20 protein-coding genes are annotated in these 25,431 nt (G+C 71.2%); 5 read left to right on the top strand and 15 right to left on the bottom strand.

Annotation, left to right across the window (positions count from 1 at the left end):
- Window positions 1–119 precede the first annotated feature (119 nt).
- On the bottom strand, window positions 120–584 hold the full coding sequence (locus ACFC96_RS26230) for a molybdenum cofactor biosynthesis protein MoaE (RefSeq protein ID WP_376614382.1): 465 nt from the start codon (window positions 582–584) through the stop codon (window positions 120–122).
- Window positions 585–737: 153 nt separating this feature from the next.
- Window positions 738–1,850 carry an SDR family oxidoreductase gene (locus ACFC96_RS26225; RefSeq protein ID WP_376257990.1) on the bottom strand — a complete coding sequence of 371 codons (1,113 nt, stop codon included), beginning with the start codon at window positions 1,848–1,850 and terminating at the stop codon, window positions 738–740.
- Between the two features lie 190 nt (window positions 1,851–2,040).
- On the opposite strand from ACFC96_RS26225, the gene ACFC96_RS26220 reads away from it, so the two are divergent.
- Entirely contained in the window at window positions 2,041–3,489 is a 1,449-nt protein-coding gene (locus ACFC96_RS26220) for a zinc-dependent metalloprotease (RefSeq protein ID WP_376257988.1), read from the top strand.
- Window positions 3,486–4,010: an NUDIX hydrolase gene (locus tag ACFC96_RS26215; protein ID WP_376614381.1), complete on the top strand. Its 525-nt coding sequence runs from the start codon at window positions 3,486–3,488 to the stop codon at window positions 4,008–4,010. The genes ACFC96_RS26220 and ACFC96_RS26215 overlap by 4 nt, the downstream gene beginning before the upstream one ends.
- 70 nt (window positions 4,011–4,080) lie before the next feature.
- Here the strand turns inward: ACFC96_RS26215 and ACFC96_RS26210 are convergent, their stop codons facing one another.
- The 4 genes from ACFC96_RS26210 to ACFC96_RS26195 form a co-directional block, all read right to left on the bottom strand.
- Window positions 4,081–4,836, bottom strand: coding sequence for an AIM24 family protein (locus ACFC96_RS26210; protein ID WP_376257984.1), 756 nt, complete (start codon window positions 4,834–4,836; stop codon window positions 4,081–4,083).
- Between the two features lie 16 nt (window positions 4,837–4,852).
- Window positions 4,853–5,533, bottom strand: a complete 681-nt coding sequence (locus ACFC96_RS26205; RefSeq protein WP_376257982.1) for an AIM24 family protein — start codon at window positions 5,531–5,533, stop codon at window positions 4,853–4,855.
- An 11-nt stretch (window positions 5,534–5,544) separates the two neighbouring features.
- Window positions 5,545–7,188, bottom strand: coding sequence for a TerD family protein (locus tag ACFC96_RS26200; RefSeq protein ID WP_376257981.1), 1,644 nt, complete (start codon window positions 7,186–7,188; stop codon window positions 5,545–5,547).
- Between the two features lie 212 nt (window positions 7,189–7,400).
- Window positions 7,401–7,997: a M48 family metallopeptidase gene (locus ACFC96_RS26195; RefSeq protein WP_376257980.1), complete on the bottom strand. Its 597-nt coding sequence runs from the start codon at window positions 7,995–7,997 to the stop codon at window positions 7,401–7,403.
- 308 nt (window positions 7,998–8,305) lie between these two features.
- On the opposite strand from ACFC96_RS26195, the gene ACFC96_RS26190 reads away from it, so the two are divergent.
- Together ACFC96_RS26190 and ACFC96_RS26185 are read left to right on the top strand one after the other, a co-directional pair.
- Window positions 8,306–9,499: a ThiF family adenylyltransferase gene (locus ACFC96_RS26190; protein ID WP_376257978.1), complete on the top strand. Its 1,194-nt coding sequence runs from the start codon at window positions 8,306–8,308 to the stop codon at window positions 9,497–9,499.
- 41 nt (window positions 9,500–9,540) lie between these two features.
- Complete coding sequence (locus tag ACFC96_RS26185) at window positions 9,541–11,007, top strand: ABC1 kinase family protein (protein ID WP_376614379.1); 1,467 nt, start codon at window positions 9,541–9,543, stop codon at window positions 11,005–11,007.
- A gap of 70 nt (window positions 11,008–11,077) precedes the next feature.
- Here ACFC96_RS26185 and ACFC96_RS26180 read toward each other — a convergent pair whose 3' ends face one another.
- The 5 genes from ACFC96_RS26180 to ACFC96_RS26160 form a co-directional block, all read right to left on the bottom strand.
- Window positions 11,078–11,287, bottom strand: coding sequence for a hypothetical protein (locus tag ACFC96_RS26180; protein WP_376257974.1), 210 nt, complete (start codon window positions 11,285–11,287; stop codon window positions 11,078–11,080).
- An 86-nt stretch (window positions 11,288–11,373) separates the two neighbouring features.
- Window positions 11,374–11,697, bottom strand: coding sequence for a hypothetical protein (locus ACFC96_RS26175; protein ID WP_376257972.1), 324 nt, complete (start codon window positions 11,695–11,697; stop codon window positions 11,374–11,376).
- Window positions 11,694–12,062, bottom strand: coding sequence for a WhiB family transcriptional regulator (locus ACFC96_RS26170; protein ID WP_116510238.1), 369 nt, complete (start codon window positions 12,060–12,062; stop codon window positions 11,694–11,696). Before ACFC96_RS26170 ends, ACFC96_RS26175 begins: the two co-directional genes overlap by 4 nt.
- A gap of 171 nt (window positions 12,063–12,233) precedes the next feature.
- The gene (locus ACFC96_RS26165; RefSeq protein WP_376257970.1) at window positions 12,234–12,557 is read right to left on the bottom strand and encodes a hypothetical protein; all 324 of its coding nucleotides are present in this window, start codon (window positions 12,555–12,557) and stop codon (window positions 12,234–12,236) included.
- Window positions 12,558–12,719: 162 nt separating this feature from the next.
- On the bottom strand, window positions 12,720–14,939 hold the full coding sequence (locus tag ACFC96_RS26160; protein ID WP_376614377.1) for an ATP-dependent DNA helicase UvrD2: 2,220 nt from the start codon (window positions 14,937–14,939) through the stop codon (window positions 12,720–12,722).
- Between the two features lie 218 nt (window positions 14,940–15,157).
- On the opposite strand from ACFC96_RS26160, the gene ACFC96_RS26155 reads away from it, so the two are divergent.
- Window positions 15,158–15,418, top strand: a complete 261-nt coding sequence (locus ACFC96_RS26155; RefSeq protein ID WP_376614375.1) for a mycoredoxin — start codon at window positions 15,158–15,160, stop codon at window positions 15,416–15,418.
- 198 nt (window positions 15,419–15,616) lie between these two features.
- On the opposite strand, the gene nudC is transcribed toward ACFC96_RS26155, so the two are convergent.
- From nudC to ACFC96_RS26135, 4 genes are all read right to left on the bottom strand, one after another.
- Window positions 15,617–16,567 (bottom strand): NAD(+) diphosphatase, encoded by a 951-nt coding sequence (nudC, locus tag ACFC96_RS26150; protein ID WP_165914633.1) that lies wholly within the window; start codon window positions 16,565–16,567, stop codon window positions 15,617–15,619.
- A gap of 85 nt (window positions 16,568–16,652) precedes the next feature.
- On the bottom strand, window positions 16,653–18,065 hold the full coding sequence (locus ACFC96_RS26145) for a dipeptidase (RefSeq protein ID WP_376257965.1): 1,413 nt from the start codon (window positions 18,063–18,065) through the stop codon (window positions 16,653–16,655).
- Window positions 18,066–18,075: 10 nt separating this feature from the next.
- On the bottom strand, window positions 18,076–21,849 hold the full coding sequence (locus ACFC96_RS26140) for a UvrD-helicase domain-containing protein (RefSeq protein WP_376614373.1): 3,774 nt from the start codon (window positions 21,847–21,849) through the stop codon (window positions 18,076–18,078).
- 121 nt (window positions 21,850–21,970) lie between these two features.
- Window positions 21,971–25,309: an ATP-dependent helicase gene (locus tag ACFC96_RS26135; protein ID WP_376614371.1), complete on the bottom strand. Its 3,339-nt coding sequence runs from the start codon at window positions 25,307–25,309 to the stop codon at window positions 21,971–21,973.
- Window positions 25,310–25,431 lie beyond the last annotated feature (122 nt).

Raw genomic sequence — 25,431 nt, 5'->3', positions numbered from 1 at the left:
CTGACTGATCAGCAGATTAACCATCCGCTGCGTCAACGCTCGCCTCAGGGGTGCGGTTACGCAACCGGAACCGCCCGTGTGGGCGAAGGCCGTGGCCGTGGCAAGGGTCCCGGGGGGGGTCAGCAGGCGCCGACCCACTCCTCGGTGCCGTCCGAGAACTTCTGGTGCTTCCAGATGGGCACCTCGTGCTTGAGGTCGTCGATCAGCTTGCGGCAGGCTTCGAAGGCCTCGCCGCGGTGCGGACAGGACACGGCGACGACGACCGCGATATCGCCGACCTCCAGATCGCCCACCCGGTGGACGGCCGCGAGCGCGCGCACCGGGAACTGGGCGACGACCTTCTCCGCGACGGTCCGCATCTCGGCCTCGGCGGAGGGGTGGCACGAGTACCCGAGCGCGTCGACGTCCGCGCCACCGTCGTGATTGCGCACCGTCCCCACGAACAGGGCCGTACCGCCCGCCGCGTCCTCCCCGACGGCCCGGAAGACCTCGTCCACGGACAAGGGCGTGTCTCGGATCGCGATGAGCCGGACGGGGTCCTGCGCCGACTGCTCTCCGGGGTGGTCGTTCGTGGTGCGTGCCATGAGGCCATCGTGCCGTACGCGGCCACCGGCACGGAATAGCGCTTTCCACCGGCACGCGCGCGTAGCGGGTTGGAGCCTCCTACAGGGAGAGCCGGTCCGGAAGCCCGGGGAGAGCCCGTCCGGGGACCGGCCGGGACGGGCCGGGGCCGGCCGTCAGATCCTGCGCCTGGCCTTGCGGGCGCGGCGCACGACGGCGGCCGCGCCGAGCAGGGCGACGGTGGCTCCGGCCGCCCCGGCGGCGGTCGCGTCCTTGCGTCCGAGGCGGCGGCCCGCGACGGTGTGCCGTCCGGCGACCTCTTCGAGGAGTTCGGCGAGGACCTCCTCGTTGGTCCACTGGGGGCGCCATCCCGCGTCGTGCAGCCGGCTCACGCTGACCACCCAGGGGTACATCGTGTACGCGAGGTCGCCGGCGGGGGACGGGGTGAGCCCGATCCGGTGAAGCCGGGCCGCGGCGCCCAGGGCGACCGCCGAGGGCAGCTCCATGCGGCGGATCCCGCTGAGCTCCTCGACCTCCTCCTGCTCCAGCCAGCCGTCGCAGCCGACGGCGAGTTCCCCTTCGACCTTCTCCAGGACGGCGTACTCGAGAGCGCTGCACAGGTCCTCGACGTGGCAGAACTGCCAGGCGGGCCGGGAGCCCGCCACGACGAGGAGCCGCGGCGACTCGAAGTACCTGGTCAGGGCGGTGTCGGTGCCGCCGACGAGGGTGGCGGGGCGGACCACGGTCACATTGAGTCCCGGGTGTGCCCGCGGTGCCCGCCGGGCGAGCCGCTCGACCTCCAGCAGGTCACCGACGCCGGTGGCCTCCGCGGTCGCCCGCAGTTCGGCGTCCTCGGAGAGCGGCAGTTCGTTGTCCTCGAGCGCTCCGTAGACCATCGCCGAGGTGCACAGGACGACACGGTGGACGCCGGCCGCGGCCGCGGCGGTGAGCACCGTCTGGGTGCCGCGCACGTTGTACGCCGTACGGGCGGCGGGGTCGGTCTCCAGGTCGAGGTCGAGCGCGAGGTGCACGACGACGTCCGCGCCGCGCAGCTTCTCGGCGATCGCCGGGTCGCGCACGTCAAGGATGTGCCAGGTCGCGGACGCGCACTCGCCGCGCCGCTCGTCGATGGCCAGGACCTGCTTGATCTCGTCGGACGCGGCGAGGCGCTCGGCGAGGAGCGCCCCGACGCCGGAGGCGGCGCCGGTGACCGCGACGACGGGGCCGCGCCCCCCGGAACTGGTCGAAGGGTTTCGCGCTGCGCGAACCTGTGGATCTGGGGAACTCACCGGGCGTCTCCAGCGGTTGTATTCAGTACGTACGTGTATGACGCGTACGTACCAGGAGGCATCCATCCTGCCGCAGGCCATGAGTCGGCGGAGCACCGAGGCCCGATCGCGCCACGGTGTCTACGCTGGGTGTGTAGTCGGGCAAACGCCGCCGGGACAGAACCGGTGGCCTTACCAGCCGAGGAATCCCGTGAGTGACACCCCATTCGGATTCGGCCTTCCGCCGGAGGAGCCGGACGACGGCGACGAGGGCAAGAAGAAGGATCAGCAGGGCGGTGGCGGTCAGGGCCCTGCCAACCCCTTCGGTTTCGGAGGGCTGCCCGGCGCGGGCGGCGGGGACAACCCGTTCGCCGCGATGTTCGGTTCCCTGAACCCCAATGACCTGGGAGCCGCCTTCCAGCAGCTCGGCCAGATGCTCTCGTACGAGGGCGGCCCGGTGAACTGGGAGATGGCCAAGGACATCGCCCGTCAGACGGTCTCCCAGGGCACCGCCGACGGCACCAAGGACGCGAGTGTCGGCCCCGCCGAGCGCTCGCAGGTCGAGGAGGCCGTGCGCCTCGCCGACCTGTGGCTCGACGACGCGACGTCGCTGCCGTCGGGAGCCGGGTCCGCGGTGGCGTGGAGCCGCGCCGAATGGGTCGAGGCGACCCTCCCGGTCTGGAAGGAACTCGTCGACCCGGTCGCCGAGCGCGTCGGCCTGGCCATGGGCGACGTCCTTCCCGAGGAGATGCAGGCCATGGCCGGCCCGCTCATCGGGATGATGCGCTCCATGGGCGGCGCCATGTTCGGCTCGCAGATCGGGCAGGCCGTGGGCGTCCTCGCGGGCGAGGTCGTCGGCTCGACCGACATCGGTCTGCCGCTCGGCCCGGCCGGCAAGGCCGCGCTCCTGCCGGTGAACATCGAGGCGTTCGGCAAGGACCTCGGTATCCCCAAGGAGGAGGTGCGGCTCTACCTGGCGCTGCGCGAGGCCGCCCACCAGCGGCTGTTCTCGCACGTGCCGTGGCTGCGCTCGCACCTGTTCGGCGCAGTCGAGGGGTACGCGCGCGGTATCAAGGTCGACACGGCGAAGCTGGAGGACGCGGTCGGTCAGCTCGACCCGCAGAACCCGGAGCAGCTGCAGGAGGCCCTTCAGCAGGGCATGTTCCAGCCGGAGGACACCCCGGAGCAGAAGGCCGCCCTGGCCCGCCTGGAGACCGCTCTCGCGCTCGTCGAGGGCTGGGTCGACGCCGTGGTCCACGCGGCCGCGAAGCCGCGCCTGTCGTCGGCCGACGCGCTCCGTGAGACGCTGCGCCGCCGCCGGGCGACCGGTGGCCCCGCGGAGCAGACGTTCGCCACGCTGATCGGCCTGGAGCTGCGTCCGCGCCGTCTGCGGGACGCCTCGCGGCTGTGGGCCTCGCTGACGGACGCGCGCGGTGTGGACGGGCGCGACGGCCTGTGGGCGCACCCGGACATGCTGCCGACGGCCTCGGACCTCGACGACCCGGACGGCTTCGTGCACCGCGAGCACCTGGACTTCTCCGAGATCGACAAGATGCTCGGCGAGGCGGCGCGCGGCGGCCTGGACAAGCCGAACCTCTCCAAGGAGGACGACGCCGAGGGCGACGGTCCCCAGGACTCCAAGGACGACGAGGGCAAGTGACGCTGCACGACGACGCGGTCCTCGTACTGAAGGCCTACGAGGGCCAGCCGGAGCTGCGCCAGGCGTACCTGGACCACCTCTCGGCCCATCCCGAGGACGGCATGTGGAAGGCCTGCACGGACGGGCATCTGACGGCGAGCGCGCTGGTCGTCGACCCGTCCCGCGGGCGGGTGCTGCTGACGCTGCACAAGAAGCTCCAGATGTGGCTGCAGATGGGCGGCCACTGCGAGCCGGGTGACCTGACGCTCGCCGCCGCCGCACTGCGGGAGGCGACCGAGGAGTCCGGCATCCCTGGGCTCACACTCCTGCCGGGCGGCCCCGTGCGGCTCGACCGGCATCCCATCCCCGGACCGTGCACGTGGCATCTCGACACGCAGTACGCGGCCCTCGCCCCCGCCGACGCGGTGGCCGCCATCAGTGACGAGTCGCTCGATCTGCGCTGGTTCCCGTACGACCAGGTCGCGGACGTGGCGGACGCGTCCGTCGTGCGCCTGGTGGAGGCGACGCGCGCCCGACTGTGAGCGGGCATGTGTAAGGGGCGGCCACCACGGTGGCCGCCCCTTACACATGGCTCATGGCCGTCCTTCGGGGTCAGCTCCAGACGTTGCCCTGGTTCTGGCCGCGGGCGCCCTGCTGGCCCATGCCGTACTGGGCGCCGAGGCCCTGGCCGATCACCGCGTTCTGCGGGGGCAGCAGCTCGCTGGGCTGCACGAGGGCGTAGCCCTGGCCCATGAAGCTGAGCTCCCAGCCCTCACCTGTGTTGCCGCGGCGCCGCCACACTCCGGAGGAGTGCGTCTGGGCCTGCATCTGCACGCGCAGGCCGTTGGACCAGGCGACGACCGCGTCCGCGTCGGCGTTGACGTAACGGTCGGGGGTGACCTGGAGCATCAGCGGCTGCCCCGACGTCATCAGGGCGACCTTGCCACGCCCGGTGATGTTGAGCTGGTACTTGCCGGAGCCGGAGATGCCGTACTGGCTGTCGACGGCGACGACCTGGTGGCTGAGCGAGGAGTCGAGCGCGAGGACGTAACTGCTGTCCACGGTCAGACCGTCCTGCTCGACCTCCACCACGTGGATGTACTGGGCGAGGTTGGCGAGGTAGACGGTGCCCTGCCCGTGGCAGCGCATCAGGTCCAGGCCCTCACCGGTGTTGGCGCGGGCGCGCCGCTGACCGGAGGTCTGGATCTCACCGTCGAACTCGACAAGACCCTGGTAGGCGACCATGGCGCCCTTGCGGGCGAGGATGTCGTCGTGGCCTTCCAGGGTGACCCGCAGCATCTGCGGGTTCTGAACGGCGTAGCGCTCCTGGGTCTGCTGCTCGGAGTGCGCGAAAAGCGGGCTCTGCATGGTGTTCCGTTCCCCCTCAGCCCCGGACTCGGAGGCGGTCGGTGCTGTCCTCACTGGGCTGTACGACGACGATGCCTTCCCCGGAGAAGCCCATCTGGTAGGCCTCGCCGCTGCCGCGCCCGATGAGCGAGCCGGCCTTGAAGCTGCGCTTGCCCTTCACCTTGAGGTTCGGGGACCAGGCGATCAGCGCGTCCGGGTCGACGTACGTCTCGTCCTCACCGCGGCCGCAGTCGACGACGATGGGGGTGCCCCGGGACGTGAGGGCGACATGGCCCTGCCCGGAGATCTTGATGTTCCACAGGCCCTGGCCGGCGAACTTGGCGAGGCCCTTGACGCGCTCGACGCCCCACTGGAGGTGCGCGTCGAAGGCGAGCAGGTTCGTGCCGTTCACCGAGATCGAGTCGCCACCGAGGTTGATGACGACGATCTCGGCCCCGTAGTCGGCGAGGTAGAGGATGCCGTCTCCGGTGGCCTTCATCAGGGGCGCGCCCTCGCCGGTGATCCAGTCGCGGGCGATCTGGCGGACGGCGGGCGGGTTGGGCTCGTACTGGACGAACCCTTCGTAGGCGACCATCGAGCCCACACGCGCGAGAAGGTCGTTGCCGGTCTGCATGGCGACCTTGAGCATGTTGGCGCCGTGGTTCTCCATGCGGGCGGCTACCGGGGTCGGGGCGTAGCCCGCGAGCGGCTGGTTCATGACGGGCTCCCTCAGACCTCGAACGGCTGGACGACGATGAAGTTCCCTGGTGCACCCCGGAACTGGAGGTTCACGCTCTCCCCGCTGTGTCCCGGGTAGGCGTTGTAGCGCATGCGTACCTGGCTGGACACGATCGCCTGCGCGGCGGCCGACCAGGCGACGACCGCGTTGCAGTCGGCGAACGTCGTCGGCGTCACGGGCAGCACGACGGGCGTGCCGTGCGTCTTGACGACGACCGTGCCCGTGCCCTGGAACTGCATGACGAACAGGGCGCCGCCGGGAATGCCGTGCCCCTCGATCCGGCGCACCTCGTGCTGGAGGCTCTCGTCGAACGCCAGCACGTTCTCCGCGGATACGCAGATCGCGTCGCCCTGGAGCTCGATGGGGTGCAGATGTGTGGCCTCGTCCGCGAGGAAGACCTGGCCGCGGCCGGTGCAGCGCATCAGCTGCATCTCCTGGCCGGTCGCGTTGCCCACGATCCGGCCGGCGAAGCCCGCGCCCTTGTAGCTGAACTCGACCTTGCCCTGGTAGAGCACCATGCTGCCCTGACGGGCGAGCACCGGCTGGTCGCTGGCGCCGAGGTCGACGCGGATCAGCTTCTTGTTCTGCAGGGTCCACCGCTGACCGGTGGGCGCCTCACGGAACGCCGACAGCGCGGCGGCGACACCGGGAGCACCTCCACCTTGCGGCACACCCTGAGGTGCTCCGTACGGCGACGGAGCGGCCTGGCCGGGGAACTGACCCGGCGGCTGCTGACCGTAGCCGGGAGGCGGGGTCGGCGCCTGGGGCTGCTGTCCGTAGCCGGGCGGCGCGGTCGGCTGACCGTACCCGGGGGGCGGGGGCGCGGTCTGACCGGGCACCTGTCCGATGGGCGGCGCGTGCGGAGTGGGCGCGGCCGGCGGCTGCATGGTGCCGGGCGGTGTGGACAGCGGCGCGATGATCGTCGGCGCGGCGTGCACCGACGGCGGGGCCGGGGCGGGCGCGGGCGGCGGCGTGGCTCCCTGCGGGGGCGCGTAGCCCTGCTGGGCGGGCGCGGGCGCGCCGAACGCGGGTGGCGCCGTGGCCTGCGTGGGCGGCGCGAACGACGGCGCACCGGACTGCTGCGGCGGCGCGGCGGCGGGCTCCTCCTCGGCGACCTCACCGCCGAAGTTCTTCAGCAGCGCGTCGAGTCCACCGTCGAACCCCTGCCCGACGGCCGCGAACCGCCAGACGTCCTTCAGGTAGAAGTCGCCCAGCATGACGGCACGTTCGGTCGAGAACTCCGTGCCGTTGAACGAATAGCGGGCGACCTCTTCGCCGCCTGCGACGATCCGTACGTATCCGGGGGCGATCTGCGACATCTGTCCCGCACCGTCGATCGTCGCGGTGAACGAGAGCTTCTGGATGCTCGCCGGGATCCTGTCGAGGGTGACGCGGAAGGACTCGCTGTCGCCGGCCTGCGCACCGAGAAGCTGAATCGACTCCTCGGGCGATTTCGGCTGATTGAAGAAGACGAAATACCGGTCGTCCGAGAGCCGTTCGTCGGCATCAAGACCGAAGCAGCTGATGTCGAAGGTCAGCCCGGGCCCCGTGATCTGCACACCTACGTACAGATCGGTGCCCGCGGTGAGGTCACTGATCCTGGCCTTGTGGCCGCGTTGGAATTCCCTGGCCATACGTAACGACCGTCCCCCATCCCGAAGGTGAATACGTCGCGTCAGGCTAACCGCTCACGCTGACAGCGGCGGCAGTCGGTACAGCCCTGGTACACAACGGGCACGTGGCGGGCGGAATCAGCGAAGGGGCGACGGACGTCCATGCCTGGCCCGGACGTTCAGCCCTCCGTGGTCATTCCCTGCGGTCATTCCCTGCGGTCATTCCTCTGCGGTCACTCTTCGCGAGCGGCCGGCAGGTGCGGCAGACGGTCGGCCGCGACGACACCCTCCAGATAGCCCCGCGCCCGCTCCGTGCGCGGATACGCCTCGAGGAGACGCCAGAACCGCGGCCCGTGCCCCGGCACCAGTAGATGCGCCAACTCGTGTACGAGTACGTAGTCGACGACGTACTCCGGCATGCCCTGCAGCCGGTGCGACAGCCGGATGCTGCCCTCGGAGGGCGTGCACGACCCCCAACGCGTGTTCTGATTCGTCACCCAGCGCACGGACGTGGGGCGGGCCCGGCCCTCGAAACACTGCTCGGACAGCCGCTCCGCCCGCTCGGCGAGCTCCACGTCCCCCAGGACCCGCTTGCTCTCCTGCGCGGCCAGCTTGTCGAGCATGACGTTGACCCAGCGCTTCTCCTCGGCCTCCGACATACGGGCCGGAATGAGGACGACGGTCCGGTCACCCTCGCGATACGCGGAGACCGTCCGGCGCCGCCGGGCGCTTCTGCGCACCTCTACCGCGCTCGCCCTCGGGCCGCTCGGCGGCGGACTGGTCGTGCTGCGCTGCGTGCTCGTGGCACGGTGCAGTGGGTCGGCGGGCACGCCCCGACGGTACCCGCTGCACATAGGTGAAGTCCCGCCTCCGGGAGTCTTCGGTGCGGCCTCGCGCCCCTCCCGCGCGATTTATACGACTAACACCCATCCCCTGTGGATAACTTTTCACACGGATTCCCCCCGCCGTGCATCCTGGCAATCGACCGAGCCACCACCCGAATTCCGGACCCCGGTCACGTCACCAACTTCACCAGGTGCACCAACGTCACCAACTTGACCACCAGAACGAGAACACAGGCACATCACGGGGGAACCAGATGGGCACTTCACCGGCGACAGCCACGCATCCGACAGCCATGCACCCGATCCTGAAACCGGCGCTGCGACGCGGCTGGCGCGACCTCAACACCGTCCAATTCGGCGTGGCACCCGCTCACGCCGTCGTACTCGGCCCGGTCGACACCGCGACCGGCACCTTCCTCACCCTCCTCGACGGAACCCGCGGCGTCGCCCTTCTGCGCGACGAAGGCCGCCGGATGGGACTGCCCGACGGTCATGTCGACGCCCTGCTCCATCGGCTGACCAGGGCCGGACTGATCGACGACGCCACCGGCGGCGGCCCGGCATTCGACCTGCTCCGCAAGCGCCAAGGAGTCCTCGACCGACTTCGCCCCGACCTCGCGGCCCTCACCGTCCTGTCCCCGGAACCAGCTGCGGGAGCAAAGAAATTGGCGGCCCGCCGCAGCATGCGGATCCAGGTCCGGGGAACCGGCCGCGTCGGGACGGTCATCGCGTCCGTCCTGTCCGCCGCCGGAGTCGGCCACGTCGACGTGCGCGACGGAGGCTGCGTCGAACCGTGGGACGTCGCCCCGGGCGGGCTCCCCGTCGAATCCGTCGGAGAGCGCCGCGACACCGCCGCGAACCGAGCCGTACGCAAGGCCGCACCCGACCGCCCACCCCGCCCCGACCGCCGCTCCGGCCCGCCCCCGCCCCGAGCCCGGCCCTCCTCCCCCTCGGAGAACCAAGCCCTGCCCCCGTCCGAGGAACCGGCCCTGTCTCTCGTGATCATCGCCCCGCGCGACGGTCTGTCCGCCCACGCTCCCGACCCTGTGGCCGCCGAAGAACTCATCGCCTCGGGCACGCCCCACCTCTACGCCGGAGTGGTCGAGGCCACCGGAGTCGTGGGCCCCTTGGTACTGCCCGGCGGCACCGCCTGCGCCGGCTGCCTCTCACTGGACCGCACGGACCGCGACCCGACCTGGCCCCGGCTGCTCGCCCAATGGCGTTCCGGACGTCAACTCCAGGTACCCGCATGCGACCTGGCGCTCGCCACGGCCGTCGCCGGACTCACGGCAGCACACGCACTGGCCTTCCTCGACGGCGAACTGCCGTCCAGCACCGGCGCGCGCTGGGAGGCGTCGGCTCCCGGACTCGACTGGCACGCCCGCCCGGTATGGGCGCATCCGGACTGCGCATGCGGAGCAGGTGGGAGAAGTAAGGGGGAGCAGGCCTCCGAGGGCGGAGAGCAGCACGACACAATGGCCGGGTAACCGCCACTGGCGGCACGGCAGGCTGGGACTTGGAGGGGCGTATGTCTGATCTTCCCCGGAAGGCGGTAACCCGTACCGCCAAACTGGCCGCGCTGCCACTCGGCTTCGCCGGGCGTGCGACCTGGGGCCTCGGCAAACGCATCGGCGGGAAGTCGGCCGAGATCGTCGGGCGAGAACTGCAACAGCGCACGGCGGACCAGCTCTTCAAGGTTCTCGGAGAGCTCAAGGGCGGAGCCATGAAGTTCGGGCAGGCCATGTCCGTCTTCGAATCCGCCCTCCCCGAGGAGGTCGCGGGCCCGTACCGCGCCGCGCTGACGAAACTCCAGGAAGCCGCGCCCCCGATGCCCACCAGAACGGTCCACGCCGTCCTCGCGGAACGGCTCGGCGACGACTGGCTGGAAAACTTCGTGGAGTTCGAGGACAAGCCCGCGGCAGCCGCATCGATAGGGCAGGTCCACCGCGCCGTCTGGCACGACGGCCGCGAGGTCGCCGTCAAGGTGCAGTACCCGGGAGCCGGCGAGGCCCTGCTCTCCGACCTGAACCAGCTCGGCCGCTTCGCCCGCCTCCTCGGCCCCCTGATCCCCGGCATGGACATCAAGCCGCTCATCGCGGAACTGCGCGACCGGGTGTCCGAGGAACTCGACTACGCATTGGAGGCACAGGCCCAGCGGGCCTGTGCCGAAGAGTTCGCCGACGATCCCGATGTGCACGTACCCGACGTGGTGCACCAGTGCGACCAGGTCCTCATCACCGAGTGGATAGACGGAACACCGCTCTCCGAGGTGATCATCGACGGCACCGACGAGCAACGGGATCGGGCGGGACAGCTTCTCGCCCGCTTCCTGTTCTCGGGACCGGCCCGCACCAGCCTGCTCCACGCCGATCCGCACCCGGGAAACTTCCGACTGCTGCCCGACGAGGAGAACGGCTGGCGGCTGGGAGTCCTCGACTTCGGCACCGTGGACCGGCTCCCGGGCGGCCTCCCCGAAACCATCGGCACCTCGCTGCGTATGACCGTGGCGGGTGAAGCGGAAACGGTCTACGAACTTCTGCGCACAGAGGGCTTCGTCAAGGAGACGATCGACCTCGAACCCGACGCGGTGCTCGAGTACCTGCTGCCGATCATCGAGCCGGCCCTGGTCGACGAGTTCACCTTCACCCGCGGCTGGATGCGCAGCCAGGCCGCACGCATCGCCGACCTCCGCTCCCCCGCCCACCAGCTCGGCAAGCAGCTGAACCTGCCGCCCTCCTATCTCCTGATACATCGCGTGACCCTGAGCACCATCGGAGTCCTGTGCCAACTCGGCGCGACGGTACGGCTACGGGACGAACTGGAGAGGTGGCTACCGGGCTTCCTGGCGGTGGACGAGGAGCCGGTCGACGAGACTGCAGGCGCCACGGCTCACGGCACGACCGAAGACACGGCCGTCAGCACGGTCGAGGGCATAAGCGCGGAGGCAGCCGCGAGCGCGGGGACGAGCGAGGGCGTCTCGGCTGCTGAGGCGTGATCAAAATTGGGGGCGGGAGGGGTGGGGAGGGGGGGGGGGGGAGGCCCCCCAAGGAATGTCTCCCCGAAGCTCACCACCACTCCGAATCGAGCCGCCCCTCAATAGCCCGCAGGTTCTCTCGGGCACAGCGGTCGCAGTAGTGCCGGCCGGTCCCGTTCTCCACTGAGTAGGTCCAGGTCGGCGGGGTGCCCCGGGCGGTGGCGCCACAGAGGGCGCACACGATGGTGCCGGTCTCGGGCTCGGGTCGCTGCGCTGAGTCGCCGTCAGGATGAGACGTCACGTGGTGACGATATCTCCGTCTTCCGGAGGTGTGAGGCAACGCACCGCGGGGGCCAGTCCGTTGTGGATCGGCCCCCGCGGGGTGGGTCACTGCATGACCGCCATGGCGAGCGCGCGGCGGGCGCGCAGTGATGCGCGCTCGGCGCGGCGCTGCATCCGACGGGCCGTTGCCAGGCGCAGTGCGCGGCGTTCGGTCTCGGCGGAGCGCAGCTGCTCGTGCATATGCGCACGAGCCAGCGCTTCTGGGATGAGTTGCATCTCTCGGGTCCTGTTCTGGCGCGAGTCGTTCGCGTCGGTGGTGGTGAAGTCTGGGGTCGCAGAGCCGGTGGGCTCGCTGGTGGACGGCTTCATCGGGGCCTGCTTCTGGGGGTCGTGCGTCAGGGGGCGGTCGATCGTTCCTCGTGCGTTCATGCCGCGACCGGGTTCTTGCGCGGGCGGCCACGCGGCCGCTTCCGGGCTACGACGACGCCCTGGACGAACAGCTCGCCGCCCCAGACGCCCCAGGGCTCACGCCGCTCCTTGGCGCCGGCGAGGCAGGCCTCGACGAGCGGGCAGGTACGGCAGAGGGACTTGGCGTACTCGACGTCCGCCGGCGACTCCGCGAAGAAGACCTCGGGGTCGTAGGCACGGCAGGGGACGGGTACGCCGAGGTTCTCGATGGCGTCGTCGAGCGCGGTGAGCGTAGTCAGGGGGTTCAAGGTGGGGTCCTCCGTGAGACCGGGCGGGGGGAGAGTGTCTGAAGGCGGTACTGACGGGGCGTGCGCTTCGAGTTGCACGGTGTCGTCTTCCTCGTCTGGTCGTTCCGGCCTGTGGGCCGGATGGCGGTGGTACCGGGTCTTTTCTTGTCCCGAGGCCCCTTCGTTCTGTTGTCCCGTGCGGGCAAAACAGAAGGGCCGCGGATCCCGGGTGGGGTTCCGCGGCCCTGAAGGCGCCGGCCTGATCGAAGATCAGGCTGGATCACTCCAGGGTTCGAGCCCACGGAAGGCCCACATCGTGTGGTGGTGCGTCGTCTGCTTCCGGGATCCGGCACCGGCCGCCGCAAAGGCATAGGCCTGGGCCTGTGCCGTTGCTACTGCTTCCGGTGCCTTGGTCGGTCGCTCATTGCTCTCGCGGACAGGAAGGCCGGCGAGAGACAGGAAGGACTCCGGACGGGCGGCGGGGATGCCGGACGCACCGGTGCCCAGGTTCGAGAAACCGAGCAGGCAGGAAGCGACGACCGAGCGATCGGTCATTTTGGCGGTGCTGATGAAGCTGGCGTTGATGCTGATCACTGGAATTCGCCTCCTCTCGGCGTCTCTGGGACCGGTGTGACCGGTCCGACGGCTTTAGTACAGCACGGAACCAGTGCCTCGGAGAAGAGGCGCTGTTCCCGTGCTTAAGAACCTATGGGGATTGCTGGGGCATGCGCAAACTATTTTTTCGACGAGTTTGTATCAGTCGCCCTCGTCGACTCCTCCAACGCCCGTATCTGGGGCCCCACCTGCGCAGATGGTGAGCACGTCGGTGCCGAACCGGTTGAGCTTGCGCATGCCGACGCCGGGGATGCGGGCGAGTTGGGCCGCGTCTTCGGGCATGGCTTCGGCGATGGCGACGAGGGTCTTGTCTGTGAAGACGCAGAAGGCGGGCTGTCCGAGCTGTTGTGCCTGGTCGGCTCGCCAGTCGCGGAGTCGCTCGTAGAGGCCCTCGTCCATGTCGGAGGGACAGTCCTCGCAACGCATGAGTTTCATCTCGCCGGCGTCGGTGAGGGTGCGTCCACAGACGTGGCAGCGGGCGACGGTTCGGGCGGTGCGGCGTCGGACGGGTCCTGCGGTGGTGCGAGGGGTCGTCGGTGTGCCGTGTTCGATGCCGCCTTGTCCGGTGCTGGTGTTGCGGGCCGTGGCTCCTGAGGTGCCTGGCCGGATGCCGTCGAGGAAGCGGCTGGGGCGGCGGTTGGGGCGGCCGCCGGGTGAGCGGGAGAGGGCCCAGGACAGGCTGAGGTGGTGGCGGGCCCGGGTGACGCCGACGTAGAGGAGGCGGCGTTCTTCCTCGATCTGTTCGTCGGTCTTGGCGTACGTGATCGGCATCATGCCTTCGGCGAGGCCGACGAGGAAGACGGCGTCCCATTCGAGGCCCTTGGCGGCGTGCAGCGAGGCGAGGGTGACGCCTTCGACGGTGGGTGCGTGCTGGGCGGCGGCGCGTTCGTCGAGTTCGGTGACGAGGTCGGTGAGGGTGGCGGTGGGTTTGGCGCGGGCGAAGTCCTCGGCGAGGCGTACGAGGGCGGCGAGGGATTCCCAGCGTTCGCGGACGGCTCCGGAGCCGTCGGGGGGCTGGCTGGTCCAGCCTTCGCCGGAGAGGACGGCGCGGACCTGGGAGGGCAGGTCGACGGCGTCGTCGAGGAGTGAGTCGTTGTTTCCGAAGCGGGCGGCGCTGCGGAGGGCGTGGCCGGCTTTGCGTACTTCCGCGCGTTCGAAGAAGCGTTCTGCGCCGCGGAGCTGGTAGGGGATGCCGGCGTCGGCGAGGGCTTGCTCGTAGATCTCGGACTGTCCGTTGGTGCGGAACAGGATCGCGATTTCGCCTGCGGAGACGCCGTTGTCGATGAGGGCGCGGATGCGGCGGGCGGTGCCTTCGGCTTCGGTGGGTTCGTCGGCGTAGTCGGTGTAGGCCGGTTCTGGTCCTCGGTCCCGTTGGGAGATGAGTTCGAGGCGGTGTTCGGCGGCGCGGCCTCGGGCGTGGGAGAGGAGGGTGTTGGCGAGGTGGACGACCTGGGGGGTGGAGCGGTAGTCGCGGACGAGCTTGACGACGGTGGCGCCGGGGTGGCGGGTGCGGAAGTTGAGGAGGTGGTCGGGGGTGGCGCCGGTGAAGGAGTAGATGGTCTGGCTGGCGTCGCCGACGACGCAGAGGTTGTCGCGGTCGCCGAGCCAGAGTTCGAGGAGTCGCTGTTGGAGGGGGCTGACGTCCTGGTATTCGTCGACCACGAAGTGCTGGTACTGGGAGCGGACCTGTTCGGCGATGTCCTGGCGGTCCTGGAGGATGCCGACGGTGAGCAGGAGTACGTCTTCGAAGTCGATGAGGGCGCGGTCGCGCTTGAGTGTTTCGTAGGTCGCGTAGATCTGGGCGGTCTCGGCGTTGTCGCGGGGGGTGAGGCGGCTGGTTTTGGCGGCTGCCGCGGCGTAGTCGGCGGGGACGGTCTGGGTGACTTTGGACCACTCGATTTCGGCCGTGACGTCGCGGAGCTCGCCGCGCTCGAGGCGGATGCGGCAGGCGGCGGCCGCGTCGGCGACGAGTTGGATCTTGCGGTCGACGATGCGGGGCAGTTCGCCGCCGACTGCTTTGGGCCAGAAGAACTGGAGCTGGCGCAGGGCCGCGGCGTGGAAGGTGCGGGCCTGGACTCCGCCGGCGCCGAGGTGGCGGAGGCGTCCGCGCATTTCGCCTGCTGCGCGGTTGGTGAAGGTGACGGCGAGGATGCTGTTGGTCTGGAGGATGCCCGAGCGGACGCCGTAGGCGATGCGGTGGGTGATGGCGCGGGTCTTGCCTGTGCCCGCGCCGGCGAGGACGCACACCGGTCCGTGCAGGGCGGTGGCGACGGCGCGCTGTTCGGGGTCGAGCCCGTCGAGCACCGCGTCGGCCGTGTCCGGAACCTGCGGGAAGAGGGTGGAGTGCGTTGCTGCTGTCACCCCGCCATGCTGCCAGGTCGGTGGGGGCGGGTGCGTCGCGTTGTCCACAGGGGGCGGGTGCAGTCGTACTAATGCGGTGCGTGTCACGTCTGCGGGTGTGACGGGCGTCATGCGCGGGAGGGGGCGGTGGCTCGGGCGGGGTCGGGAATGGTGGCCGGGTCGCTTACGTTCGACTCAGTGCGAATAAGCATTCCGAGCCGTGAAGGAGCATGAGGAACATGCCGGGGACTGTGACGATGTACAGCACGACGTGGTGCGGCTACTGCCGTCGGCTGAAGGGCCAGATGGACCGCGAGGGCATCGAGTACAACGAGGTCAACATCGAGCACGACCCGGATTCGGCGGCGTTCGTCGAGAAGGCGAACGGCGGGAACCAGACGGTTCCGACCGTTCAGATCGTCCCGGCGAGCGGTGGGGCCGAGGTCGTCATGACGAACCCGAGCCTGGCGCAGGTCAAGCAGGCGCTCGGCGTCGCCTGATTGCTCCGTACGTTCAGAGTGGCCCCTGCTTCGGCGGGGGTCTTCTGCGTTTCTGGTCACTTCGCGTTGGCGCGTTCGAGCTCTGGGGCTCGGCAGTCCTGTGGAGCCGGCCTTGCGGCCTGTCCCTGTGGATGCCCTGCCTGGCCCGACCGGGGTTGGGTGCCCGGTCCGGCCGGTCGGACGAGATCGGGGCGGGGGTCAGACGGCGTCGCCGGGCTTGGGGAGGGGCTTGCCGTACCAGAGTTCGATGAGGCGGGCCGCGATCGAGATTCCGTAGGGGGGCATGACCTCTCCGGACTCGAATGCGGCGCGCAGGTCTTCGCGGGAGAACCAGCGGGCTTCGTGTATCTCTTCGCCGTCGACGTTGATCTCGGACGAGGTGGCGCGGGCCATGAAGCCGAGCATGAGGCTGGAGGGGAACGGCCAGGGCTGGCTGGCGACGTATTCGACGTCGGGGCCGACGACGACTCCGGCTTCTTCGAAGACTTCGCGGCGTACGGACTGCTCGATGGACTCTCCGGGTTCGACGAAGCCGGCGAGGGTGGAGAAGCGGCCTTCGGGCCAGTGGACCTGGCGGCCGAGGAGTGCGCGGTCCTCGTCGTCCGTGACGAGCATGATCACTGCGGGGTCGGTGCGGGGGTAGTGCTCGGCTCCGCAGGCCTGGCAGCGGCGGATGTGGCCCGCGGCGGCGATGACGGTGCGTTCGCCGCAGCGGGAGCAGAAGCGGTGCAGTCGCTGCCAGTTCTCGAGGGCGACGGCGTGCACCATGAGGCCGGCGTCCCTGGGGGACAGGAGGAGTCCGGCTTCGCGCAGGCCGGCGGGGCGCGCGGACTGGTCGATGCGGCCGGGGAGGGTGTCCTTCTGGAGGGCGAAGTAGCTGACGCCGTCGTCGTCGGTGCCCAGGAAGTAGCGGTGGGCTTCGGTGAGGGGCGCTTCGAAGGACGGGGTCATGACCAGTTCGGTGGCGCCGTCCGGCGTCTCGTCGATGAGGACCTGTCCGCCGGAGACCACGAAGACGCGGGTGGTGGGGTGGCTCCAGGCTGCGGCGAGCCAGGCTTCGTCGAGGCGGTGGTGTGCGGCGCGGTCGATGCCGCTGGGCGCGGAGAGCGAGAGCGGACGGTCGGCTGTGCGGTCGGTCCAGGTGGTCACGGGTGCTTCCAACTCCCCCGATGGAATGGGTGTTTCGGCGGGACGGTTCGGCTGGGCGGGTGCGGGGTGCGGCGGGTGGGGTGGCTCAGTGTGCATCGCGCCAGTTCTCCGCGAGGTCGCCCCACAGGTGGGCGGCTGTTTCGACGCCCTTTTTGAGGAGGTCGAGTTCGACTTTCTCGTTGGGTGCGTGCCAGCCGTCGGAGGGGACGGAGATGCCGAGGAAGAGGACGGGTGCGTCGAGGACGTCCTGGAGGTCGGCGGCGGGGCCGGAGCCTCCTTCGCGCGTGAAGCGGATCTTCTGCTCGAAGGCGAGGTTCATGGCGCGGACGACGGACTGGAGGGCGGGGTGGTCGAGGGGGGTGAGGCAGGGGCGGGTGGCGGCGCCGAAGGTGATGGTGTGGCGGATGCCGGCGGGGAGCTGTTGGGCGACCCACTGGGTGACGGCCTTTTCCACGTGGTCGGGGTCCTGTCCGGCGACGAGGCGGAAGGACAGCTTCAGCGTGGCTGAGGAGGGGACGATGGTTTTGCCGCCGGGGCCTTGGTAGCCGCCTCCGATGCCGTTGACCTCGGCGGTGGGGCGGGCCCAGATCCGTTCGAGGGTGGTGTGGCCGGCCTCTCCGTGGGTGGCGTGCGACTTGGCGGTGCGCAGCCATTGGGCTTCGTCGAAGGGGAGCTCGGCGAAGAGTTCCCGTTCGCGGTCGGTGAGGGGGGTGATGCCGTCGTAGAAGCCGGGGACGGCCACGCGCGCGTGGTCGTCGTGGAGGGCTGCGACGAGGCGGGCGGCGGCGGTGGCCGGGTTGGGTACGGCGCCGCCGAAGGATCCGGAGTGGATGTCCTGGTCGGGGCCGTGGAGTTCGATCTCGCAGTCGGCGAGGCCGCGCATGCCGGTGCAGACGGTGGGGGTGTCCTCGGACCACATGCCGGTGTCGGAGACGATCACGGCGTCTGCGGTGAGGCGGTCCCCGTGCTGCTCGACGAGGGCGCGGAAGTGGGGGGAGCCGGATTCCTCTTCGCCTTCCACGAGGAGCTTGAGGTGGACGGCGGGGGTGGTGCGGCCGGTGGCGGCGAGGTGGGCGCGGATGCCGAGTGTGTGGAAGAACACCTGTCCCTTGTCGTCGGCCGCTCCGCGCGCGTGGAGGCGGTTTCCGATGACGACGGGTTCGAAGGGGTCGGTGTTCCAGCCGTCCTCGCGGGCCGCGGGCTGGACGTCGTGGTGCCCGTAGACGAGCACGGTGGGGGCGTGCGGGTCGTCGCAGGGCCAGTCGGCGAAGACGGCGGGGGCGCCGGGTGTCTCCCAGATCTCGGTGGTCGGGAAGCCGGTCTCGCGGAGTTTCGCGGCAAGCCAGTCGGCGCTGCGGCGTACGTCGGGTGCGTGGTCGGGCTGGGCCGACACGGACGGGATGCGGAGCCACTCGGCGAGGTCCTGGAGGAACGCGTCGTAGTGGGTCTCGATGTACGCACGGACGGTGCTGACGGCGTTGTCAACGGGCTTGCTCATGGTCCCGAGCCTATCCGTCCGCCGGGGCGTGCTCGTGCGGTGGTTCCGGTGCTCTGCGGTCGCCGGGGCCGGGGGCGGGGTCGTCGAGGAGGAGGCGTTCCAGTTCGGTGCGTCCGGGGAGGCCGCGGGGGGTGACGGTTTCGCCGTCGCGTACGTAGACGAACGTCGCCTTGACGGCCTCGGGTGCGAGGCCGTGCTGCTCGGCCCAGGCGAGTCGGTAGATGGCGAGCTGGAGGGGGTCGGCGGTGCGTCCGCGGGTGGTCTTCCAGTCGACGATCTCGTACGTGGTGTCGTCGCCCTCGCCTTCTTTGTAGACGGCGTCGATGCGGCCGCGGATGACGCGGCCGGCGATGGCGAGCTGGAAGGGCGTTTCGACGCGGTGGGGGGTGCGGTGGGCGTAGGGCGTGCGGTCGAAGGCTTCCTTGAGGGCTTCCAGGTCGCGTTCGTCGGCGATGTCGGCTTCGCTGCCGGGGAGCTCCTCGGGGTCGAGCAGGGGCAGGCGGAGCTCTTCGAAGCGGGATTCGATCCAGGCGTGGAAGCGGGTGCCGCGGCGGGCGGCCGGCTGGGGTGGGCGGGGCATGGGGCGGGCCAGGTCCTGGGCGAAGCCGTCGGGGTCGGCGGCGAGGTGCAGGAGCTGGGAGGCGGTGAGGGTGGTGGGGAGGGGGACGTCGCGGACGGCTTGGCGGGAGCGCAGCAGTTCGCCGGTGAGGGCGTCGAGGTCGCGATCCCAGGAGGCGAGTGTGCGGGTCTCCTCCGGGGTTGGCCGGTGGCGGTCCGGGGGGACGGTCGAGGCGGCGCTGGTGGGTGCCGGGTCGAGGTGGGCGCGACGGTCGGCGTCCGGGGGCGTGGTGGGGTGCGGGACGGCGCCCAGGGGGTGCGCGTCCGCGGGCGTGCGCGGGGCGTGGTGCGCGCGCGGGTGCGGGGCACTGCGCGTGGGTCGGGCGTCGTCCGGGTGCGCGTGCGCGTGCGGGTGCGCGAGCCCGTCGTTGTGCGGGGCATCGGCGGCGGGCTGCTCGTGCGCGGGGGTGCCGGTCGGGTGCGGGAGCGTGGGGCGTTCGCGGGGCAGTGCGTCCCAGTCGTCCCACTCGTCCCAGCCCGGTCCGGGGCCGTCTTCCGGTGAGCTGACGAGATCGCCCTCTTCATAAAGAGGCTCGTCCCCGTGGAGGGGCTCGTCTTCGTAGAAGGGCTCGTCTTCGTAAAGGGCCTCTTCGTCCGGCGGGGCCGGCCAGTCCGGGTCGGTGTACGTGGCCGGGTGGCCCATCTCGTGGGCGTCGGCGTGGGTGTCGGCGGGGCTTTCGAGGTGGGCCAGCACCGTGGCCGCGGCCGCGCGGCGGCGCGCCATGGCCTCGTCGTCGAGCGGGAGTGGCCACGCGTGCTCGGCGGATGCCTCCTGGAGCGCGGGGTTCTCCTCGTCCTCCCCCGGTTCGTCGGCCCATGCCTCGATCTCCCCGTGTCCGGCGGCGCAGTGGTCGTACAGCGCCTGGAGGAAGTCGGAGGGGCCGCGGGGGCGCTTCTGGGCGGGGCCCCACCAGTGGCCCGAGCCGAGGAGGAGGGTGCGGGGGCGGGTGTAGGTGACGTAGCCGAGGCGGAGTTCCTCGGTGCGCTGGTGCTCCTTCATCTCTTCGTGGAAGGCCTTCATGCCCTTGGAGTCCCACGCTTCGATGTCGGGCAGTGTGGCGGCGTCACCGCGCAGTTCGTGCGGCAGGACCTTGCTCTGGGCGGTCCATTTCTCGCGGCCCTGGGCGCTGGGGAACGTCCCGGTGACGAGGCCGGGGACGGCGACGACGTCCCATTCAAGGCCCTTGGACTTGTGGGCGGTGAGCACCTTCACGGTGTTCTCGCCGCCGGGCAGCGCGTTGTCGAGGCCCTTTTCGTACTGGGCGGCGGTGCGCAGGAAGGCGAGGAAGGCGAGCAGGGTCGCGGAGGTGTCGTTCGCGGCGAACGAGGCGGCGATGTCGAGGAAGTTGGAGAGGGTTTCGCGGCGGCGGGCTGCCAGGGCGTGCGGTGAGGCGGCGAGTTCGACTTCGAGGCCGGTGACGGCGAGGACGCGGTGGAGAACGTCCATCAGCGGGTCGGCGAGTGAGCGGCGCAGGTCGCGCAGCTCGGTGGCGAGGCGCGCGAAGCGTACGCGTGCCTCGGGTGAGAAGGGCAGCCTGTCGTCGCCCGGTTCGTCGAGGGGGGTTTCCAGGAACGTGTCGAGGGCGTCGGCGAGCGATATCACTTCGGAGGGGTCGATCCCCTCCACGGCTTCGGCGAGGCGGCGGTCGGGGTCGTCGTCGCCCCCGCGCGCGTGGGCGACGAGGAGGCGGGCGCGGCGGCCGAGGAGGGCGAGGTCGCGGGGGCCGATGCGCCAGCGCGGGCCGGTCAGGAGGCGGACCAGTGAGGCGTTGGCGCCGGGGTCCTGGAGGACTTCGCAGACGGCGACGAGGTCGGCGACCTCGGGGAGGTGGAGCAGGCCGGAGAGGCCGACGACCTCTACGGGGATGTCGCGTGCGACGAGGGCGCCCTGGATGGCGGCGAAGTCGGTCGCGGTGCGGCACAGGACGGCGATCTCGCCGGGGGCGGTGCCGGTGCGTACGAGGTGGGCGAGGGAGTCACCGAGCCAGTCGATCTCCTCGGCGTGGGTGCGCAGGAGGGCGCAGCGGACGACGCCGTCGCGTTCGGCGCCGGGGGCGGGGCGCAGAGCTTCCACGCCCGCGTGGAGTGCGCGCAGCGGCTGGGCCAGGCCGTTGGCGAGTTCGAGGAGGCGGCCGCCGCTTCGGCGGTTCTCGCTGAGGGAGAAGCGGGTGGCGGGGCGGCCGTCGGCGGCGGCGAAGTGTTCGGGGAAGTCGTCGAGGTTGGCGACCGAGGCGCCGCGCCAGCCGTAGATCGCCTGGCAGGGGTCGCCGACGGCGGTCACGGGGTGGCCGGTGCCCGCTCCGAAGAGGCCGGCCAGAAGGATCCGCTGGGCGACGGAGGTGTCCTGGTACTCGTCGAGGAGGACGACGCGGAACTCGTCGCGGAGGATGGCCCCGACCTCGGGGCGGGTGCGGGCGAGGGTGGCGGAGAGGGCGATCTGGTCGCCGAAGTCGAGGAGGTCGCGGGCGCGCTTGGCTTCGCGGTACCGGGTGACGAGGCCGGTGAGGTCGAGGCGGGCGGCGGCTGCCTCGGGGACCTTGCGCAGATCGGTGTTGGTGAGTTTGCGGCCTTCGAGGGTGTGCAGGAGGCGGGTGTCGTAGGCGCGCAGTTCGTCGGGGCGCACGAGGTGTTCGGCGAGCTCGCCGTCGAGAGTGAGGAGGTCGCTGACGAGGTCGGCGAAGGAGCGCGTGAGGGCCGGGTAGGGGCCGGGGGCCTCGCGCAGGACGCGGGCGGCGAGCTGGAAGCGGGTCGCGTCGGCGAGGAGGCGTGCCGTGGGTTCGAGGCCGATGCGCAGGCCGTGGTCGGTGAGGAGGCGGCCGGCGAAGGCGTGGTACGTGGAGATCACGGGCTCGCCCGGGGGGTTGTCCGGGTCGATGGCGTCGGGGTCGGTGACGCCTGCCTTGATCAGTGCCTTGCGGACGCGCTCGGCGAGTTCGCCGGCGGCCTTGTTGGTGAAGGTGAGGCCAAGGACCTGTTCCGGGGCCACCTGGCCGGTGCCGACGAGCCAGACGACGCGGGCGGCCATGACCGTCGTCTTGCCGGAGCCGGCTCCGGCCACGATCACCTGCGGGGCGGGCGGCGCGGTGATGCAGGCCGTCTGCTCCGGGGTGAACGGGATCCCGAGGAGCTCCTTGAGCTGCTCGGGATCGGTGAGGCGTGTGGTCACCTCATCGAGGCTAACCGGCCCCACCGACAGTGCCGGCCCGATCCGGTGGAGGCGCACGTCACGCGGCGTCCGGAGCGGTCATGCGCACGTCGCTGGGCGCCCGGTGCGATGGAGACGCGCGTCACTCGACGACGTGTCTGCCCTCAGGGCGGGCGCTGCACGAGGCGCGGAACGCGCAGTGGGTGCAGTGCTGTCCGGTGGTGGGGGTGAAGCGTTCGTCGAGGACCTTGCCGGCGGCGGTGGCGAGGAGGTCGCCGACCCACGCTCCCTCCCCGTCGCCTTCCCCGTTTTCACCGAGGGGCTGTTGCGCCTGCACCTTGGGGAGCGTGTCGCCGCCGTCCTTCTTCGCGGCGCCCTGGCGCAGCTGGACGAGTTCGGCGCCGCCGGGTTCGGGGCGTTCGCCGTCGAAGGATTCGTCGACGGCGCCCTCGCGGACGGCGAGCTGGTACACGGCGAGCTGGGGGTGGCGGGCGACATCGGCGGCGGAGGGGGCCTGCTTGCCGGTCTTGAAGTCGACCACGTAGGCGCGGCCTTCGGTGTCGCGTTCGACGCGGTCCATGGAGCCACGGATGCGTACTTCGTAGGAGCCCGCTTCGAGAGTGACGTCGAAGGCGTGTTCGCTGGCCACGGGGGTGCGCACGCGGCTGGAGTCGACGTGCCAGCGGAGGAAGCGTTCGAGCGCCACGCGCGCGTGCTCCTTCTCCTGGGCCGACTTCCAGGGGGCGTCGAAGGCGAGGGCGTCCCAGACCGAGTCGAGGCGTTCCATGAGGACGGCGAGGTCGGCCGGGGTGCGTCCGGAGGCGACCTCGTCGGCGAGGACGTGGACGACGTTCCCGAAGCCCTGGGCGGCGGTGGCGGGGGCGTCGGCCTTGACCTCGCGGCCGAGGAACCACTGCAGGGAGCAGGTGTTGGCGAGCTGGTCGAGGGCGCTTCCGGAGAGCACGACGGGCTGGTCGCGGTCGCGCAGGGGGATTCTGCTCTCGGTGGGGTCGTCCATGCCCCACCAGCGGTAGGGGTGTGCGGACGGTACGAGGGGGCGCCCGTCGTCGTCGGTGAGGGCGGCGAGGCGGGCGAGGCGGCGGGCGGCGGCGTCGCGCAGCGTGTCGGAGGCGCGGGGGTCGACGGTCGTGGCGCGCAGTTCGGCGACGAGCGCGGCGACGGACAGGGGGCGGCGCGGGCGGCCGGTGACGTCCTGGGGGTCGACGCCGAGTTCGGTGAGGAAGCGGGACGGCTGGTCGCCGTCGTCGGCGGGTGCCTTGACCGCGGTGACGACGAGGCGTTCACGCGCGCGCGTGGTGGCCACGTAGAACAGACGGCGCTCTTCGGAGAGGAGCGCTCCGGGGGTGAGAGGTTCGGCGAGCCCGTCGCGTCCGATGCGGTCGGCTTCGAGGAGGGAGCCGCGGCGGCGCAGGTCGGGCCACAGCCCTTCCTGTACGCCGGCGACGACGACGAGGCCCCATTCGAGGCCCTTGGAGCGGTGGGCGGTCATGAGACGTACGGCTTCGGGGCGTACGGCGCGGCCGGCGAGCGTGTCGGCGGCGATGTCCTGGGATTCGACCTCTTCGAGGAAGTTGAGGGCGCCGCGGCCTCCGGTGCGTTCCTCCGCGCGGGAGGCGGTCGCGAAGAGGGCGCATACGGCGTCGAGGTCGCGGTCCGCGTTGCGTCCTGCGGCGCCGCCGCGGCGGGCGGCGCGTTCCAGGCGCTGGGGCCAGGAGGTGCCGTTCCACAGCTGCCACAGTGCTTCCTCGGCGGTGCCGCCGCAGGTGAGGGTTTCGCGGGCCGCGCGCAGCAGTGCGCCGAGACGCTGGGCGCCGCGGGCGTGGGCGGGATCGTGGGCGGCGAGGCGTTCGGGCTGGGCCAGGGCGCGTGCGAGGAGTTCGTCGGAGGGGGGTGGCAGGTGGTTGCCTGCGGCGCGTTCCTCCTCGCGCAGGGCGCGGCCGAGGCGGCGCAGGTCGGCGGCGTCCATGCCGGCGAGGGGTGAGGCGAGGAGGGTGAGGGCGGTCTCGGTGTCGAGCCAGACGGGCGGTTCCCGGTCCTGGTCGTCGTCGGGTTCGGCGGTGTCCTGCGCGACGCTGAGGGCGACGGCCCTGAGCGCGGTCAGCAGGGGCGTGACGGCCGGTTCGTGGCGCAGGGGCAGGTCGTCGCCGTCGATGTCGAGGGGGACGCCCGCGGCGGTGAGGGTGCGGCGGATCGCGGGGATGGAGCGGGTGCCGGCGCGGACGAGGACGGCCATGTCGTTCCAGGGGATGCCGTCCTCGAGGTGGGCACGGCGCAGGATGTCCGCGATGTTGTCGAGTTCGGTGCCGGAGGTCGGGTACGTGTACGCCTCGACGCGGCCGCCGTCGCGCGCGGGGGTGAGCTCGCGGTGGGCGCGGACCTTGTCGGCGGGCAGCCGGGTCAGGGGCATGCGCCGGGTGATGCGGCGGGTGGCGTCGAGGAGGTGTGCTCCGGAGCGGCGGGACGTCGTGAGGACCTCTACGGGGGCGGGGCTCTTGTCGGCGCGGGGGAACTGGTCGGGGAATTCGAGGATGCCGTTCACGTCGGCGCCGCGGAACGTGTAGATCGACTGGTCGGGGTCTCCGAAGGCGAGCAGGGTGCGGCCGTCGCCGGCGAGGGCGTGCAGCAGCCGCACCTGGGCCGGGTCGGTGTCCTGGTACTCGTCGACGAACACGGCGTCGTAGCGCGTGGCGAGTTCGTCGGCGACGGAGGTGCGGTGGGCGAGGAGGACCGCGCGGTGGACGAGTTCGGCGTAGTCGAGGACGCCGTGCAGGTCGAGGACGTCGAGGTACTCGGCGAGGAAGGTGGCGGCGGCTTTCCAGTCGGGGCGGCCGATGCGGCGGGCGAAGGCGTCGAGTGCGGCCGGTCCGAGGCCCAGTTCGCGGCTGCGGGCGAGGACCGCGCGTACCTCGTCGGCGAAGCCTCGGGTGGTCAGGCAGGCCCGCAGTTCGTCGGGCCAGCGGACGTGGGCGAGGCCGGCCTGCTCCAGGTCGATCTGGCCGGCGAGCAGCTCGCGTACGGCGACGTCCTGTTCGGGTCCGGACAGCAGGCGCAGGGGTTCCGCGAACAGGCCGGCGTCCTGGTGGGCGCGGACGAGGGCGTAGCAGTACGAGTGGAACGTGGTGGCCTGTGGTGCGTGGGCGGCGCCGATGCGCAGGGCCATGCGGTCGCGCAGTTCGACGGCCGCCTTGCGGCTGAAGGTGAGGACCAGGATGCGCTCGGGGTCGGTGCCTTTGGCGATGCGTGCGGCGACTGCCTCCACGAGCGTGGTCGTCTTGCCCGTGCCCGGTCCCGCGAGGACGAGCAGCGGGCCGTGCACGTGGTCAACCACCGCGCGCTGCCGTGCGTCCAGACGAGGGGGGTCCACCGGGCCCGGCGGGGTACGCACCAGTCGGTACGCGCCGGGGGTCCCCTGTCGTACCTGGCGGTGCGACAGGTTCCGGGTGGAGGAGGAGGAGCTCACGTGGATCGCTGGTCCTGGTGGGTGTGCTGGGGGGACGGGGAGGCTGCCGGCCGTCCGAGAGGGGCGGTGGCTGCGGGATGAGGGAGGTGCGCGCCGTCGACGCTACGCCGTCGAGTGTGGCG

It is taken from the genome of Streptomyces sp. NPDC055955 (assembly GCF_042270245.1).
GTDB lineage: Bacteria > Actinomycetota > Actinomycetes > Streptomycetales > Streptomycetaceae > Streptomyces.
Note: the sequence above shows the minus strand (reverse complement) of the source record. Positions and strands in the feature narration are given on the sequence as shown.

Coding starts and splice junctions, on each gene's coding strand:
- ACFC96_RS26190 (WP_376257978.1), top strand. CDS start 8,306: ATGCACCCGATCCTGAAACCGGCGCTGCGACGCGGCTGGCGCGACCTC.
- ACFC96_RS26230 (WP_376614382.1), bottom strand. CDS start 584: ATGGCACGCACCACGAACGACCACCCCGGAGAGCAGTCGGCGCAGGAC.
- ACFC96_RS26205 (WP_376257982.1), bottom strand. CDS start 5,533: ATGAACCAGCCGCTCGCGGGCTACGCCCCGACCCCGGTAGCCGCCCGC.
- ACFC96_RS26175 (WP_376257972.1), bottom strand. CDS start 11,697: ATGAACGCACGAGGAACGATCGACCGCCCCCTGACGCACGACCCCCAG.
- ACFC96_RS26155 (WP_376614375.1), top strand. CDS start 15,158: ATGCCGGGGACTGTGACGATGTACAGCACGACGTGGTGCGGCTACTGC.
- ACFC96_RS26185 (WP_376614379.1), top strand. CDS start 9,541: ATGTCTGATCTTCCCCGGAAGGCGGTAACCCGTACCGCCAAACTGGCC.
- ACFC96_RS26145 (WP_376257965.1), bottom strand. CDS start 18,065: ATGAGCAAGCCCGTTGACAACGCCGTCAGCACCGTCCGTGCGTACATC.
- ACFC96_RS26210 (WP_376257984.1), bottom strand. CDS start 4,836: ATGCAGAGCCCGCTTTTCGCGCACTCCGAGCAGCAGACCCAGGAGCGC.
- ACFC96_RS26200 (WP_376257981.1), bottom strand. CDS start 7,188: ATGGCCAGGGAATTCCAACGCGGCCACAAGGCCAGGATCAGTGACCTC.